Here is a 15,804-nt window from a genome sequence, read left to right as displayed (position 1 = left end):
CGCCACTATCCTTGATAATAGAGGATAGGAATACCCTTTCTCAAAGCAATATCACCCCTCAAAACTGATTCTAAGCGCAAAAAAGCCATGTTTCATCTCTAAAACATGACTTTTTCGACAACCTCAGCAGCTTTTGCTGCTTTTGGTTGCATATGCCGGTTACTGTAGATCCAGCGCCGCCTTCACAAAGTCTCTGAACAACGGATGGGGGCGGGCGGGGCGACTTTTGAACTCGGGGTGGAACTGACCGGCCACAAACCAGGGGTGGTCTTTCAGCTCGATGAGTTCCACCAGGCGTTCATCGGGGGAAATGCCGCTGATGATCAGGCCCAGCTGGGTGAGCTGGTCACGGTACTCGTTGTTGAATTCAAATCGGTGGCGGTGGCGCTCATAGATGAGGTCTTCGCCATAGGCTTCTCTGGCTTTGGTGTCGGGGTAGACTTTGCAGGGGTATAGCCCCAGGCGCATGGTGCCGCCTTTGTCGGAGACATCTTTCTGCTCTGGCATGATGTGAATCACTGGGTGAGCGCCTTCTTCCTCAAACTCTGAGCTCTGGGCCTGGGAGAGGCCAGCCACATGGCGGGCAAACTCCACCACAGCCATTTGCATCCCCAGGCAGATGCCAAAGAAGGGCACCTGATGCTCACGGGCAAAACGGATGGCAGCAATTTTGCCTTCAATGCCCCGGTCGCCAAACCCGCCGGGCACCAGAATGCCCGCCACGTTTTCCAACAGTTGGGGGGCGTTGGCGTCTGTCACTGTTTCTGCCTGAATCCATCTGACGTTCACCTTGGCATTGTGGTAAATGCCGGCATGGTTCAGCGCTTCAGCAATGGAAAGATAAGCATCCAGCAGCTCCACATATTTTCCCACCACAGCAATAGTCACCTGCTGCTCCGGGTTTTTATCCCGCTCAACGATGGTTTTCCATGTGTCCAGATTGGCAGTACCGGCATTGAGGCCCAGGGTTTTAACCACAATTTCATCGAGGCCTTCCGACTGGAGCATGAGGGGCACTTCATAAATGCTCTCGGCATCCATGTTCTCCACCACATGGTTGGGGTCAAGGTTGCAGAAGAGGGCAATTTTATCTTTCATATCACGGGAAATGTGCTTTTCGGTGCGGCACACCACCACGTCGGGCTGAATGCCGATGGAGCGCAGCTCTTTGACGCTGTGCTGGGTAGGCTTGGTTTTCAGTTCCCCCGCCTTGCCCAAAAAGGGAACCAGCGTGACATGTATGTACATGACATTTTCACGGCCGACTTCGTGTTTCACCTGACGAATGGCTTCCAGGAAAGGCAGGGACTCGATGTCGCCCACGGTGCCCCCCACCTCGGTGATGACCACGTCGTAGTTGCCGTCTTTGCCCAGGCGGTACACCCGGTCTTTGATTTCGTTGGTGATGTGGGGAATGACCTGTACAGTGCCCCCCAGGTAGTCGCCCTTGCGCTCTTTGGAAATGACGGAGTGATAGACCTTGCCGGAGGTAACGGAGCTGTACTTGGAAAGGTTCAGATCAACGAAGCGTTCATAGTGGCCCAGATCAAGATCGGTTTCGGCACCATCGTCGGTGACGAAAACTTCTCCGTGCTGGTAGGGGCTCATGGTGCCTGGGTCAATATTAATGTAAGGATCGAATTTTTGCATGGTGACTTTCAGGCCCCGGCTTTTTAAGAGCTGCCCCAGGGAAGCGGCTGTGATCCCTTTGCCCAGGGAGGAAACCACACCGCCGGTGATAAAGATGTATTTGGTCATATTGAATCTCCTTTCGAAAGACAGTTGATAGTTGATAGGGAATAGTGAATAAACTACTTGAAGCGTCATGGCATAAAGGATGCTGGCGGTATGGTGGCTGCCAGCATGTCGGGGTCGGTACGTCCTTGGAAGTTTTTACAATATGGTTATTCTATCAGATGGCCGGGCAAAAGAAAACCGCCTGCCGCAGTTTTTTTAAAAACCGGGAAGACGGAAGGATCATGACGTGGCATTCTATTGGTTCACCACCGGGCTGCCGAAGGGGACAGGTTCCACGCCCACATGGGAGGATCGGTTGCCTCGAAGGTAGTAGAGGGCGGTGGTGAGCTGCATATCCTGCTCGGGGGCCAACAGCCAGGAAATATAGGCTCTTTGCAAACGGCGCTGGGTGGAGAAGTCAAGCACACCGTAGGGAAACAAGCCCTGGTCTTCCTGAAAGGCCTTCACCGCCTCTTGGGTACTGGGGCCAAAGGCGCCGGCAGGGTCTGTGATGGGGTAGCCCATGTTTCGCAGCCGCTGCTGGGCGGCGGCAATGTCCTCACCCTGCTGGCCAACGAGGGGTTTGCGGTTGATCTCCAGGGGCAGGAGTTTTTCAGGGTCGTGGTTGGGGTGAAAGCGAAGCATGTTGATGGCCGGGTTAATGCCCACACCGTCAATGGTGGCGTAGTCGGGGCTGAGGTAGATGGCTTCGGTGAGCTTGAACCCAGCGCCAGAGGGCAGTGGGTACAGCCGCTGTACTGATCCTTTGCCGTAGGTGGGTTCTCCCACAATAATGCCGTTGCCCCGGTCTTTAAAGGCGGCGGCGAAGATTTCAGCGGCACTGGCACTGTCTTCATCCACCAAGACCACGATGTTTTCAAAGGGTTCTTCTCCCAGATAGGAGGAGTAGGTGATGCTGCCCTCACGATAGAACACATGAACGACAGGGCCCCGGGGAATAAACAGCCGGCTGAACTCTACGCCTTCCATTAGAAGGCCGCCTGGGTTGCCCCGGAGGTCGATGATCAGCTTGGTGATGCCGGAGGCACGAAAATTGTCGATGGCTTTTTGGGTGTATTCGGTGGTGTGATCACTGAACTGGCGCACCTCCAGATAACCGATCATGCCGTCAAACACCCGGTCACTGACACTGGAGACGACAATCTGCTGGCGGGTAATATTGAAGATGACGGGGTTTTCATGACCTGCACGGCGAATATAGAGGCGCACCTCAGTACCGGCAGGACCTTTGATGAGGCGAACGGCGTCGTCCACCGTGAGGCCTTCCAGGCTTTTACTGTCAACGGCCACAATCTGGTCACCAGGAAGAAGGCCGGCTGCTTCAGCCGGGCTGCCGGACATGGGTTCGGCGATGATGATGCGGTCGCCGTCTTCCATAATATAGGCGCCGATACCTTCGAACTCGCCGCTGTATTCTTCCATCAGCTCCTGCATGTACCAGTCGGGCAGGTAGTAGCTGTTTTCATCCAGTAAGACGGCAAGGGAATCCACGGTGATGGTTTCCAGCTTGGCAGGGTCGATGTCGATGACGTAGTTTTCCAGAATCACCTGGCGAATAACGGCCTGGTCTTCCCTGGAAATGGTTTCGTTCAGGGGATTTGCAAAGGCGGCCAGGGGGAAGATTCCAGTGATCAGCAGGGCCAGTGCCAGCACCAACAGCGTTGGCTTCAGCGTCCTTCTGCCTGATGGGTGATGTGTCTTAAATAAGGGACCCCGTCCCGTTAATAATTTCTGCATGGCGGTCACATCCTTCACAAATTCAATGCTTTTTTCATACTTACCCATCTTACCATACAATGTATACGTTTCGGCGCCGAAAATAGTTTCAATTTATCGTCATTTTTATTGCCGTTTTTCTTTCTGATGGAATCATTGTTCCGCGCGGGATTTGCTTCCGTAAAAAAATGAGCCATGGAACACCTTCCCATGGCTCGGTTTTTTTAATAGTTCAGCACCCGTTCCCGATAGTCGTAGCGCAGCTGAGTGCGCAGGTAGTCGATGAAGTCGTTGAGAAGAATGGCGGTATCGGCCTTGGTCATTTCCCGCTGGGGCTGGAAGTAGCCGGAAACATCGCGTACCAGGCCCAGCTCCCGGGAGAGGTAGGCGGCGTTGCGGGCCCACAGGGGAATGGCGGTGTCGTCCAGGTAGCCGGTGCCGTATTGCTGAATGGGCGCCAGGTGCTCGAAGCCCAGCGCCTTGATGAGAATGGTCATGGCTTCTGCCCGGGTGATGGTGGCGTCGGGGTAGAAGCGGACGTTGGAGGACTCGGGGCGGGGTTCAGTGCCCAGGGGGATGTAGAGATCAACATCCACACCGGCCATAAGCCCTTTGGTGTAGGCGGTTTCAATGTAGGTGCGGTAGGGGTGGTCTTGCCCCACGTCGGTGAACAGGGATTCCTGGCGGTCGGCCCGCTGGAAGGAAGACCGGCGCTCAGGCACGGTGGCTTCGTTCACGTATCCCAGTGAAACGGTGAGGGCCCGGGCAAATTCTGCCCGGCTGACGGGAAGGTCAGGGCCAAAGGTGGTGGTGCTGGTGGGGAATGCACCCACGCTGGAAAGAAAGCGGATGGCTTCTTCGGCATAATGGCCGTTGATGTCCCGCATTTCAGGGATGTGCTGCATCTGGTTGGTGGGGTTGGTGTCCAGGGTGAAGCTGCCGGTGCCCAGGTTCCGTTGACTGGTGGGGCCGCCGTTGCCGTTGAAGCGGGGCAGGTCAAAGGCATATTTCAGCACGTTTTCTTCCTGCTCGGTGAGGCGGTAGGCTCCCCGAAAGCTGATTTGAGTGGGGATGTTCACCTCGAAGTGGGGGCTGATGGTGCGGTTATGGGAAACCTGCACCTGGGCGGTTCCCTGCCAGCGGACCTGGTCGTTGCCGGTGCCGGTTTCGTAGTCGATGTAGTGCACCAGTGTCTGGGTGTCGATGGTGCTCCAGTGCTGGTCGTAGCCCACCCGGCTGCCCCGGGTTTCCACAATCACCCGGCCTTCGGTGCCGTTGATGGTGTAATACTTGCGGCCATCCCAATTGCCGGCAAAGTAGGTGGCGGCAGGTTTGGCGTGAAAAACGGTGGACTGGCTCCACTGGTTGCTCCGCTCATCGGACTGGTAAGTGGCACCTTCGGCGGTGATGGTTTCCCGAAACCGGGTGAGACGGAAGGTTTCTGTCTTCTGGTCGTTACCATTTTCGGTGATGTCCCGCTCAAGGGTGACGTTGCGGGTCATGGTAACGGTACCTTCCCGGTTGGTCATGTTTCGGTAATTATAGGTGACCCGGCCGGCCCTGTCGGTGATGGCGATGTCGCCCTCAAGCAGTACCGGCTCGCCGGTGATAAAGACCATTTCCCGGTAAATGCGGGGGTCTTGAATGCCGCCTTCGTAGCCGGGGATTTCAAGGTTGGAGAAGGTGGTGCCAAAGGCGGTGAGGGGAAAGGCGGAAAGCAAGAGAGTGATCATGAAAACGCATGTGAGGAATCGCCTTTGAATGGTGCCATTCTTTAAAGACTTATGTAATGAGTGCATGAAAAAGCCTCCTTTTGATCAGATGTCTAAGAAGACTATCGGCAAAAGGAGGCGCTTATTAAAGGGACCAGCTTGTTTTTTTCTCGCGCTTATGCTTCAACGGTTTACTTTTTCATGTATGAAAGCCTTCATTTCCAGTGCAATCCGAATACTTTCCTGCACTTCACTTTGTTGAACTTCCATAGGATCATCAGACGGGTATCTGGTTTCAATATAAAAATCGTTCACATAGGCACAGTCTTTCAGGTATTGAGCAAAGTCACCATCATTCGCCACCGCTTTCTTACACAGCTTAATAAGACTGTGCCCCTGATGCAAAAAACCACTGGCAAAGATCAGGTAACCTTTCAGATACTTCTCAATGGCCTGCTGGCAGTGAAAGCAAATAATGCCATAATCGCCTTCATGCGCCAGTAGTATTTCAGCACCTCTGAGATCTTTATCTCCGTTTATCAGCCAATCCTGATAATTAGTGGAATCGACCACTCAGATTCACCCCTTCCCGATAAATAATGTTGGCGAATCGTGCGGGGTCATTTTTATACTTCTCCCATTGCTGAGGGGTATAAATCACGATATCCAGATCAACTTCCTGCTCAATCTCCATGTGGATACGACGTTTCAGTGCCCGTTTATCGTCAACATCAATCACCAGACACAGGTCAATGTCACTGTTGCGACGGATGGTGCCTTTGGCGTAGGAACCAAACAGATAAATGGCTGTCGGCCGAAATCGTCTGCTGATTTTTTTTGCAATGGCCTCAATCTCCGCTGTCATGATCATTGGTTCCCCTCCTCGCATCTGGTCCTTTCTTATCTTACTTCTTACTTCCTACTTCTTACTTCTTACTACTGCTGTTTTATACCATTATTATACCACGAAAAATCGCGTCTTACTGCTCCACTATCACCACGTAAGCGGTATCGGCGGTGGAGCTTGTTTTGTTTTTGATGACAAAGGCCCGGGCGCCGCTGCGGATGCGCCAGATTTCCTCTGAGGTGAGGGGCTGGTCGTTGAGCAGGATGACGGCTTTGTTGGTGGCAAAGGTTTCGGTGCCGGCAGTGCTTTCCCATCGGCCGTTGAGGGCATTCCAGGTGCGCAGGCCGGTCATGGTGAGGGTGCCGGCGGCGGTGTCGATACCGGAGATGGTGCCCATGGCGCTGTGCTCTGTTTGAATGTTGCCGTCTTCGTACACGCTGTAGGGGGCCAGATTGATGGCCAGCACTTCCTGAAGGGTTTCGCTGCCAACAGTGGTTTCCCGTACCAGGAAGTAGGCGGTTTTGTCGTAGTAGAACCGGTTCTCAATACGCTTGCGAAGCTCTGCATCTTCAATGTCCTGGGGATCAATGAACCGGGTGCTGAGGAACAGCTGGGGATCAATGGCCAGTTGCAGGTCACTGTCGTAAATCAGGGTGTCTTCGCTGAAGGCTGCCCGCTGGGCGGTGCGCAGGGGCTGCCAGCGGTAGTTGGCCAGCTGGAGATAGTCCAGCTGATAGCCCAGGCGGCCCATGTCCACCTGATAGTCGTAGATGTCCTGCAGGCGTGCCAGGTACAGCATGAGGCGGGTGCCTCCGGGGCGGGGCTCCAGGGTATCCTGATCAAGAATGGTGATGAGGGCGGCTTCCCGACCGTTGCCGGAGAGGGAGGCCAGCATGTAAATACTTTGCTGCTCGGCCAGGTTCAGGCGGTCCACCAGCCGGTTGTTGTGCACCACGATGGTGCCGGCGTTAAATCCAAAGTTGTTGTAATCTGCCTGCAGTTGCTCAGTGGCAAATTCCAGCCGTTGGATGCGGGTATCGTAAATCTGGGCACTGCCGTTTTGCACCTGCAGCTTGGCCACCCGGGGAACGCCGTAGCTTTGCTCTGCGGCGGCATACACCTGGCTGCCGGTCATGCGGGAAAGCTGCTGCAGAGTGAGGGCCTGGGCGCCGCTGTAAAGCTGGTTGTTTTCGGCCTTGTACCGCACCAGCTGGTCGCCGTGGGGAACCCACCGGTTGTTTTCCAGCCGGGTAATGTCCTTTAGAATCACCTCGCCGGCCCGGAGATCAACGGAGTCAATGGTGCCCCGAATCAGATCGGTGATATGGCGCTCGGCATCTTCCACTCTTATGGTGGCAATCTCTGGGCTGTAAATATCATCAAAGAGGAGGATGACCCGGTCGCCGTTCTTTATTTCAAAGGGCTGGGCCATGCGGCCTTCCCGTTCGATGCGGGTGAGGGTGGTGATCTGGTAGGTTTCCCGGTTGCCGCTGGGCATGGCGGTGATTTCAACGGAAGTGCCGTCGTAGCTGAGCACATCTCCCACCTTGAAGCGGCTTTCAGGAGGAATATAGCCATGAAGGGCCGGGTCTTCCTCCAGAAAAGCATCGATGCGGTTGATTTCAGTGGCTCCGGTGACGCTGCTCCGGGCACGGGCGGCGGTGATTTCAATGCCATAGGGCAGGCCCTGTAGGGATGACGGCTGACCGTTGATGGTCACCGGCAGGCCTGACCGGGCGGTGAGCTGATGCTCCAGCCCGTTGAAGTCTCTTATTTTCAACATGTTGGTTCCCGGGTCAATGTTTTCCAAAAACCCGGTGAGGGGGGTGACAGCTTCTGCCTGACTGGTGCCGGAGGCCAGCACCATGAGACGGGCAGTGCCGTCGGGGTTATGGTACCAGCGGACATCATCGCCCACATATACCTGACTGGACAGGGTATAGGTGGTGTTGCGCAGTACCAGCAGGTCTGCCTGGGGGGTGGCATGAATCAGTGCGGCGGTGCCGTTGTGATTTTTCACACTGATCTGCCGGGTGACATCGCCGGCCCCGGTGCCGGTGGTAATGGGGGTGATTTCTTCCACATGGCCGGTTTGGCGGGTGATGCCCTGAAAACCAATCCATGCAGGAATGGCCTTGTGCATGACAGCGGCCATTTGGGCACGGGTCATGGAGGCATTGGGGGCAAAGGTGGTGGCACTGGTGCCGCTCATATAGCCGGCCTGAAGCACGCCTTCGATGAAGGGGCGATTGGCCTGGTCGATGGCACTGGCATCGGTGAACCGGTTCAGCTCCGGAGTCATGCCCACGGCTGCCGGTTCCAGGTTGATGGTACGGGCCAGCCACACGCTCACCTGCTGACGGCTGGCGGGACGGCCCCAGGCGGTTCGGGTGGTGAGCTGTTGCCGCAAGGCATTCTCCAGCTCGGTGAGCTCGGGAGATGTGAGTTCACTCATCACATAGGGCTGGACCTGGTCATTGACGCTGCGTTCCAGGGCGTCGGCTTCTGCCGGGGTGAGCTGGTTGATGGTGTCGGCTTCGGCAGCGGTGAGAATGCCCTGCTGCTGGGCCAGGGTGACCACTGCCTGCCGGGCGGCATCGGCATCGTTGGAGAGATTGACTCCCGCCACATTCACCGGTGCCTGAGCAGCCCGCTGTTCACGGAGTGCTTCGTCAAGTCCCCGGGCTTTCAACAGAATGGTGAGGGCATCCCCATAGGAAAGGGACTGGTCGGGGGAAAACCGGTTGTTGCCGGTGCCCCGAAGGAGCCCCAAACCGGCAATTTCCAGAATGGCGGGGGCGCCCCAGTGATTGTTGATGTCGCTAAACTGCAGTTCCTGAGCCATTTGAGCGGCACCGGGCATGCCCCGGTACTGGGGGGCGGAAGTGAAGGGGGTGATGGCTGCCGCCGGGCTCAGGGAGGTGATGAGCAGGGTCATGATGAGGATGAAGGCGCTCACGTGTCTTTTCATTGGTTAACTCCTCGAATCAGAATTTGTGGTGCTCTCATTCATCTACCGGTTGCTGATCAGCTGATAAATACCAGATTCCCGGAAGGTGGCGGTGGTACCGCCCACGCTGTTGAATTTGTGGCTGGCCGGGTCGTAGACCATGAGGGCGGTGTTACCGGTGCTGCTGCCCTGGTAGACTCCTGTGTTAAGAGCAATAGCCAGGCTGGCGTTGCCCAGCAGGCGGGGCAGGTTTTGCTCATTGCGCCCGGCCTTCAGGTTGAAGCCCACGCCGTAGGCGCCGGAGGCTCTTCGCTGGGTACGGGTCACGGCAGAGGTCATGGCAGTGGCTTCCTGCCCTTCCAGCCGCTTCAGCTGCACCTGTACCACCGCGTCCTTTTGCTGGTCGTTGGTGAGGCCGCTCACCTCCCGGGTGAGAAGATGGCTGGGAGTGATGGTGAGGGAAGCGCTGCCGTCGGTGATGCGCACTGGCCGGTTCATGGTGGTGAGGGCACTGACAGGGAAGGCCACGACAAAGTCGTTCTGCCGGCTGTACTGGGCGCCGGAGAAATCGATGACATAGGGGGTGGTGCCGGCGGGGATTTCCCGGCTGCCCACGGTGCGTACCACCCGGTTACCAGCGACTTCTTCTTTGCCTTTGGTTTCCAGCTCTTCCTGCTGGCGATCAAGTTCTTCGATTTTTTCACCCAGTTTGGGGTCATCCCGCAAACTGAAGGTGCGGGTGCTGGCTTCGGCGGTTTCAATGGCGCTGCCATAACGGTTCAGGGCACGCACCCGGAAATCGTACCGGGTGTCTGGCTCAAGACCCCGCACCAGGAAGTCAGCCTCCTGGGTGTCACCCAGGTAGGTGAACTGGGCATCGCTGCTTTTCTTGCCGTAGACTTCAAAACGATCAGAGGCATTGAGTACTTCAGGCCCTGACTGGGACCATACCAACTGCACGCTGGATTCGGCCCCGGGGATGGCTTCCAGCACCAGCGGTTTATCCGGTACAGGTATGGCGTAGTCAAAATCACTGTAAGGGTCTGACAGACCGCCGTCGGGGTTGATGATGATCAGGTCGTCGTTCGTCAGATCCAGCACTTCAGGGAAGCGGAGGACCATCACATTCTCGCTGGTGACATTCACTGTGGAGGCAGGCACGCCGCCCACCACGCTGAAGTAGAGGTTGTTGCCGTTGTCGTCAACGCCCCGCACCCCTTCGCCGTGGACAGTCTCCCCGGCAGGCTCCTGGCCCTTGCGAATCAGGCGGCCTCCCAGAATTACTTTGGCGCCGGAGATGAACATTTCACCGGTGACGGTGACGTCACTCTCACCATCATTGGCAAAAATGCGGGCCGGATCCATGGTGGCGATGTTGGGCTGACTGATGTATCGGAACTGGCCCGGGGGCAGGCTCAGCTCGCCGTCGGGGTTTTCCACCCGTACATTGACGTTGCCGAAGGTATTCCCTGCAGGGGCAGTGACTTTAATCTGACGGTAATCCACATATTCCAAGTTGCCGGAACCATCTTCCACCCTTGCTTCTCCAAAGAAGACATTGAGGGGGTTCTGTTCGTAGCCCTCCATGGTTTTACGGAAATCATTCCCTGTGAGGGTGATGCGGGTGCCGCCGGTGACAGGACCTTCTGCCGGTGTAATGGTATCGAGGCGGGGATCGGATTCACCTTTGGTAATTTCAATATAAATGGGCGTGGGTTCTGCCCTGTCGGAGGTGGCAGAGCCGCCGTCCACATTGGTCACTACCACCCGGTAAAGGCTGCCCACTGTGTTTTCAGGGAGAGAGGGCATGGTGAAGGTGAGGCGGTTGGGCAGGTTGTAGGTGATGTCCTGAGATCCAATATTCACCACATCGCCGATATTGATGCGGGCATCTTCACGAAAATCGGTTCCCACTATGCTGATGACGTTGCCGCCACGGAGGGAGACTTTCTGCACCCTGATTTCCCCATAGCCTTCCCGCTGCTCCAAAAGGGGATCTCGCCCTTCACGGGTGATGTTGGTGATCACCGGGCGGCTGTCGGGGGTGATGTACACAAAGTCACGGCTGGCGGTGCCGCCGTCGGGGTTCACCACTGACAATCTAACAGTGCCTGTGGTGTAATAGGCGGGCATGGTGGCCACCAAATGTCGCGGGGTGCGGTACAGCACTTCCGGCGCGTAGCCGCCTTCCACAAACAGCCGGTTTTCCCGCACTTCAAAACGAATCAGCTCCCGGTAGGGGTAGGCTTCATCGCTATTGTTGGTGAGGTGCGTGGTATCGATATAAACTGTCTCACCGGACTGGAAACCCCGGTATTCATGGCTGTAGGTAGTGCCCCGGTCGACGATGCTGACTTCCAGCGTGCCGGTGCCTCCGGCATCGTACCGGGCGGTGACTTCTCCCGCCAGGCGAACGGTGGCCCTTCCGCTGCGAATGACCCCGGAATTTTCGTCTTCCCGGGGAAGGTTCTTGTTAGTGCGCTGGCCCACACGGACCATTGCCTGATTTTGGTTGGTGAGCCGCTGGGAGGCGCCATTGGTTCCATCGGTATCCAGCAACAGGGTAATGAGACTTTCTTCAAATCCCTGCCCCAGAATTTCCACCAGCGTGCCTCCCCGGCGATCGGCCCGGTCAGGGTTGACGCTGGTGATGGCCGGCTGAGAACTGTCGAAGGTGAAGCTCAGGGTGTTGGAAATACCGGAGTCGTTGTTCACCACATAGACCGGTACGGCACCTGCATTGGGGCCCACCACCACCTGAAGGTAGGTGGGTGAAAAGACTACAATTTCAGCCTCCTGGCTGCCAAAGTAAATCTGGGGATAAAGCTCGTCCAGCAGTACCTGATACTCATCGTTGTAAAGGGAAGTGCCTTTGTTGTCTGGGTCGGCATTCAGGGTTTCGGTAATATTGCCGTCTTCATCCCGGATATTGCGGAAATCACGGAAATCGAAGCCAAAAATCTCCACCACATACCTGCCGGCGGCAGAGCCGCTGACGGGAGAAATGCTGTCAATTCTGGGATTGCTGGTGGGCACCACATAGGTGTATCCAAAAAGATCCACACTGTAGTCTTCGGTACCTCCGGCAGTGCGCCGGGTGCGCTGAACAGTGATGGGCTTGTTGAAATCCACGTGGAAGGTGCCGCCGTCGGGGTTCACCAGCACCAGGGGCACGGTAACACGGTCGGTTCCCTTGTCCCGGATATTTTCGTAGAAAGCAGGTACTTTGATGCGAATTTCCTGGCCATTGGGAGAAACCACCACATCGGCGGCGGGCACCTGCTGGGCACCGACAAACACCTTGGTTTTGCTGGTGCCGGTATCCACAAATCCGGTTTCCACATCGAGGGTGTCATCCAGTTTCAGATTCACCAGATTGCCGCCGGCTTCCGGCCCAATTTCCGGTACGATGTCTCTAATGGCGGGAATGGTTCTGGGTTCAGGATAATAATAGAAGGCATTGGTGAGACGGGCCTCTTTGGTATCTGGGTTCACCACGGCCACATCATACAGGCCGGCACCTGTCCAGGGGGCTATTCCCATATTGGGAACGCGAATGTTGAGGGTGCTGCCGTCAATATAGGTGACCCGGTTGCCGGTGATGGTGTCGAACCCGTCCACCTGACTGACAAAATAAGGGGTATAGGCTTTCAGTGTTTTGCCGTCGAAAGACAGCACCCCTTTGGTGCTCTGGGTGATATTGTAGGTGTTCGTGCCGGAAACAGCCTGGAAATTACCGCCGTTTCGGCGAATCTGGTAGCGCAGACCCAGTCCGTCTTCAATCCAGTAGCGGTTTTGCACATCCCGGATCAGACGGTAGAATTTTCGGGAAGTTTCGTTATAGAAAATCACGCTTTCAAAACCTTCACCGGCTCGCCATTGGCCGGTATCAGCGCTATAGATAAACACATGGTCTTTCAGGGTTCGGTCAGGAGCCGCCCCCTCATGGTAGGGCGTAAGCGCAACCCGGTTACCTTCCCGGTTATAGGTATTGATGTCGTGTGCCCCCATGAAAAAGCGGGTGCCAATGAGCCGGTTCATGATGAAGACATCAATGTTGTTCAGATCTGTCACCCGCACAGTGGGGTCCGGCCGCAGAAAATTGCTTCCCTGGGCAGTCACCAAAGTTCCCTCAGTGCCTTCAGTGGGCGCAATGCGGGTGAGGCGGGGCTCGGTAAAGGTGGTGGTGTAGGTGAAGGGGTAGGTGGCCAGGCCGCCCTCCGGATTCACCACCTGCAGCTGGGTTTCGCCGGCACGATTGCCTGCCGGCGCCGTGAAATCAATGGTTTCTGCGTCGCCGGAAACAGTGATGCCGGGGACCACACGCCCTTCAATAAACACCTGAGTTCCCGGCCGGAAGTTGGAACCGGTGATGCGGACAGGAACGCCCCCCTCAAGGGACACCAGGTTGGGAATAACGCTGATAATTCTGGGAAAATCATTTTCTCCGATTTCCCGGAACTCGACTTTTTCAGGGAAGTTGATGAAAAACGCATCGTCAGGGAACTCCCCGCTGCCCCGCCGCGGGTTGAGAATCGCAATGGAACGGTCGTTTCGTTCAATGACCTCAAAACCCTCTGAACCTGCTCGCAAGCGGATCACCAGGGTGTTGCCGGTTTCGTTGTTGCCGATGCCGTCCACCAAAGTGCTGCCTCTCAGCACCTGAAAACTCTCGGGCACGTAAACACCAGGCGCGCCCGGCGCCGCATTGGGGTCAATGACCATTTGTCCCAGGCGCACCTTGGGATAATTCACCTGCTCCTGGCCGCCTGACATGTAGCGGGTCACCAGAAAGCCATCTCCCCGAATCACCAGCATCAACTCTTCAAGACTGCTGTGGAGATAGTCATTGTCGCCCAGCCGTTCGATGGGGATGATGCGGGGAATCACCTCTTCCACCTGGGGGGCTTCTGTGGAAGGGATAAACGTGAACTTGCCATCGGAGGTAACAATCTGCTCAATCACCAGCTTGGTTTCATTCAAGTCATCAAGGGTGATGGTGGTGAGGACTTCAACGGATACCGGCACTTCCCGGGGCTGAGTAATGGTGTAGGTTTCTGTCATCACTTTAAAGGTGTTATCCCGTTGAACACCGGTGCCTGTTTGGGGGGTGAAGTCGTAAATGCGCAGGGTATTGTCAATAACCACCTGAAAACTGCGCTCCACACTTTTCACCGGCTCAAGCGTGCCGCCCAGGTTAATGACCGGGATGGCGCTGGCTTCGTGAATGTATTCCACTGTCAGTTCCGATAGTCCGGTTGAGGGAATGGCCGGCACCACCATTTCCTCAACCGGGTAGTTCAGGCCGTCGATGTTCAAACGGCTGAAGAAACCGCCGGTGATGGTGACTTCTGTGGGCTGGAGGGACGGGGCCGATGCCGGTGAAAAGTTATCGATCACCGGGCTGTCCTGAATGCTGATCACCCGGTACTGCTGGTTCATCACATAACGGGAGTCGGTGTTTCCCCGGGGGGTCAATACCACATAATAGGCTCTCCCGGCATCAACGCCGGGAACCGTCACGGTATAAATCCAGTCTCCGTTGGCCTGGGGTGCCGGGTTGCTGACAAAGCCGGCCCGGTTGGCGGGAGACAACAGGGTGAGGTTGGTCAGGTCTTCCACAAAATACACGTCGTATCCGTTGGCAGGCATCTGGTTGTTCCAGGTGAAACGCACCCGGCTGCCCACTTCGCCCAAGGTGGGGAACATGGTCATCCCGTCGAGATTCAGGGGCGTGATGACACGAACGGCATCCACATAGTTGTAAAGATTACGCAGTGAGTTGCTGGTGGTTAACCGCTGAAGGGAACGCTCCACGGTAATGGTGAGTAATCCGCCGGGAAAGCTGTTGCCGGGAGCGGCCTGAAGCCCTACCTGGCTGTTGGTCAGAGTGAGACCTGCAGGGTAATTGGGGTCAGCGGCATCGTCATTTGTCCAGACCCTGGCAACAGCGCCGCCTACACGCACAATATAGCCGGCAGGTGTGTCAGCCAAATCTTTCACATTGGCATCACGACCGCTGACAATGATCACATCTTCGCCTGTGACCAAAGGGTTCACCACCCCTGTGATTTCAGGTATTCCTTCAGAAACATTGTTGTATTCCAGCGTTTCGGTGGTGTTGTCAGGTTTTTGAAAACGCACCTGCACCTGGCGCAGGCCGCTGAAATTGTCGGGTATTGTTGCCTGGGCCAGGGAACCAAAAACCGTCAGCTGGTTTGCCGGCACATTGTACAACCCGGCAACATCGTCAAAAACACCCATGGTATGGCCGGTGATCCCTGTACCGGAAAAGTCGCCGTCCTGAACGGTGACCCGCTTCAGCACCCGGATAAAGTTCTCATAATTGTTGGTGATGGTGAGAATGGGCGGGGTGAGTTCCAGTGCCGATGCCGAGGTAATACCGGCCATGGCACCCATTTCCAGCGGCAAAAACGTCACCAAAAACGCCACCAAAAGCAGCCAGGCAATGGCCCGACGGGGGGTGTGACGGTATTGTTTGTGGGGGGGGCTGGAGTGCTTTCGATGAAAAGTGGCGGGTGTGTGCATGGGTTAATTCCTCCATTTGGCTGATATTGTGAAGCTGATATGATCAGATTGGGATTGTCATTTGACACTTCATTTCGCTGTGATAGATGAGATTGAAGCGACTTGCTAAAGTCCTTCTGAGAGGAAAAGTGGCTACAACTCTATACTTTTATCGACAAAAATCCGATAGTATGTTAGAGGCTTTTCTTAATTATGTTCAAGACTTTATCGGGTGGCCATCGGAATCAGGTTGCCATCAGATTCATGTGATCATCGCGTTCAGGGCATGACCA

General features: G+C 55.9%; 7 protein-coding genes. All 7 read right to left on the bottom strand.

The genetic code is table 11. The features are described from left to right. Positions 1-159: 159 nt before the first annotated feature. Complete coding sequence (pyrG, locus tag AAIG11_RS07160) at positions 160-1,758, bottom strand: CTP synthase (protein WP_343185553.1); 1,599 nt, start codon at positions 1,756-1,758, stop codon at positions 160-162. Between the two features lie 234 nt (positions 1,759-1,992). Further along, complete coding sequence (locus AAIG11_RS07155) at positions 1,993-3,495, bottom strand: S41 family peptidase (RefSeq protein ID WP_343185552.1); 1,503 nt, start codon at positions 3,493-3,495, stop codon at positions 1,993-1,995. Between the two features lie 203 nt (positions 3,496-3,698). Beyond that, positions 3,699-5,273: an S-layer homology domain-containing protein gene (locus tag AAIG11_RS07150; RefSeq protein WP_343185551.1), complete on the bottom strand. Its 1,575-nt coding sequence runs from the start codon at positions 5,271-5,273 to the stop codon at positions 3,699-3,701. Positions 5,274-5,369: 96 nt separating this feature from the next. Then, complete coding sequence (locus AAIG11_RS07145) at positions 5,370-5,759, bottom strand: HEPN domain-containing protein (protein ID WP_343185550.1); 390 nt, start codon at positions 5,757-5,759, stop codon at positions 5,370-5,372. Next, the gene (locus AAIG11_RS07140) at positions 5,743-6,057 is read right to left on the bottom strand and encodes a nucleotidyltransferase domain-containing protein (RefSeq protein ID WP_343185549.1); all 315 of its coding nucleotides are present in this window, start codon (positions 6,055-6,057) and stop codon (positions 5,743-5,745) included. The genes AAIG11_RS07145 and AAIG11_RS07140 overlap by 17 nt, the downstream gene beginning before the upstream one ends. Positions 6,058-6,166: 109 nt before the next feature. Beyond that, on the bottom strand, positions 6,167-9,004 hold the full coding sequence (locus AAIG11_RS07135) for an S-layer homology domain-containing protein (protein ID WP_343185548.1): 2,838 nt from the start codon (positions 9,002-9,004) through the stop codon (positions 6,167-6,169). A 42-nt stretch (positions 9,005-9,046) separates the two neighbouring features. After that, the gene (locus tag AAIG11_RS07130) at positions 9,047-15,532 is read right to left on the bottom strand and encodes an IPT/TIG domain-containing protein (RefSeq protein WP_343185547.1); all 6,486 of its coding nucleotides are present in this window, start codon (positions 15,530-15,532) and stop codon (positions 9,047-9,049) included. Positions 15,533-15,804 lie beyond the last annotated feature (272 nt).

It is taken from the genome of Anoxynatronum sibiricum, from assembly GCF_039414295.1.
GTDB classification, from domain to species: domain Bacteria; phylum Bacillota; class Clostridia; order Peptostreptococcales; family Tindalliaceae; genus Anoxynatronum; species Anoxynatronum sibiricum.
The sequence above is the reverse complement of the archived record's forward strand: the minus strand, read 5'-3'. Positions and strand labels throughout refer to the sequence as shown.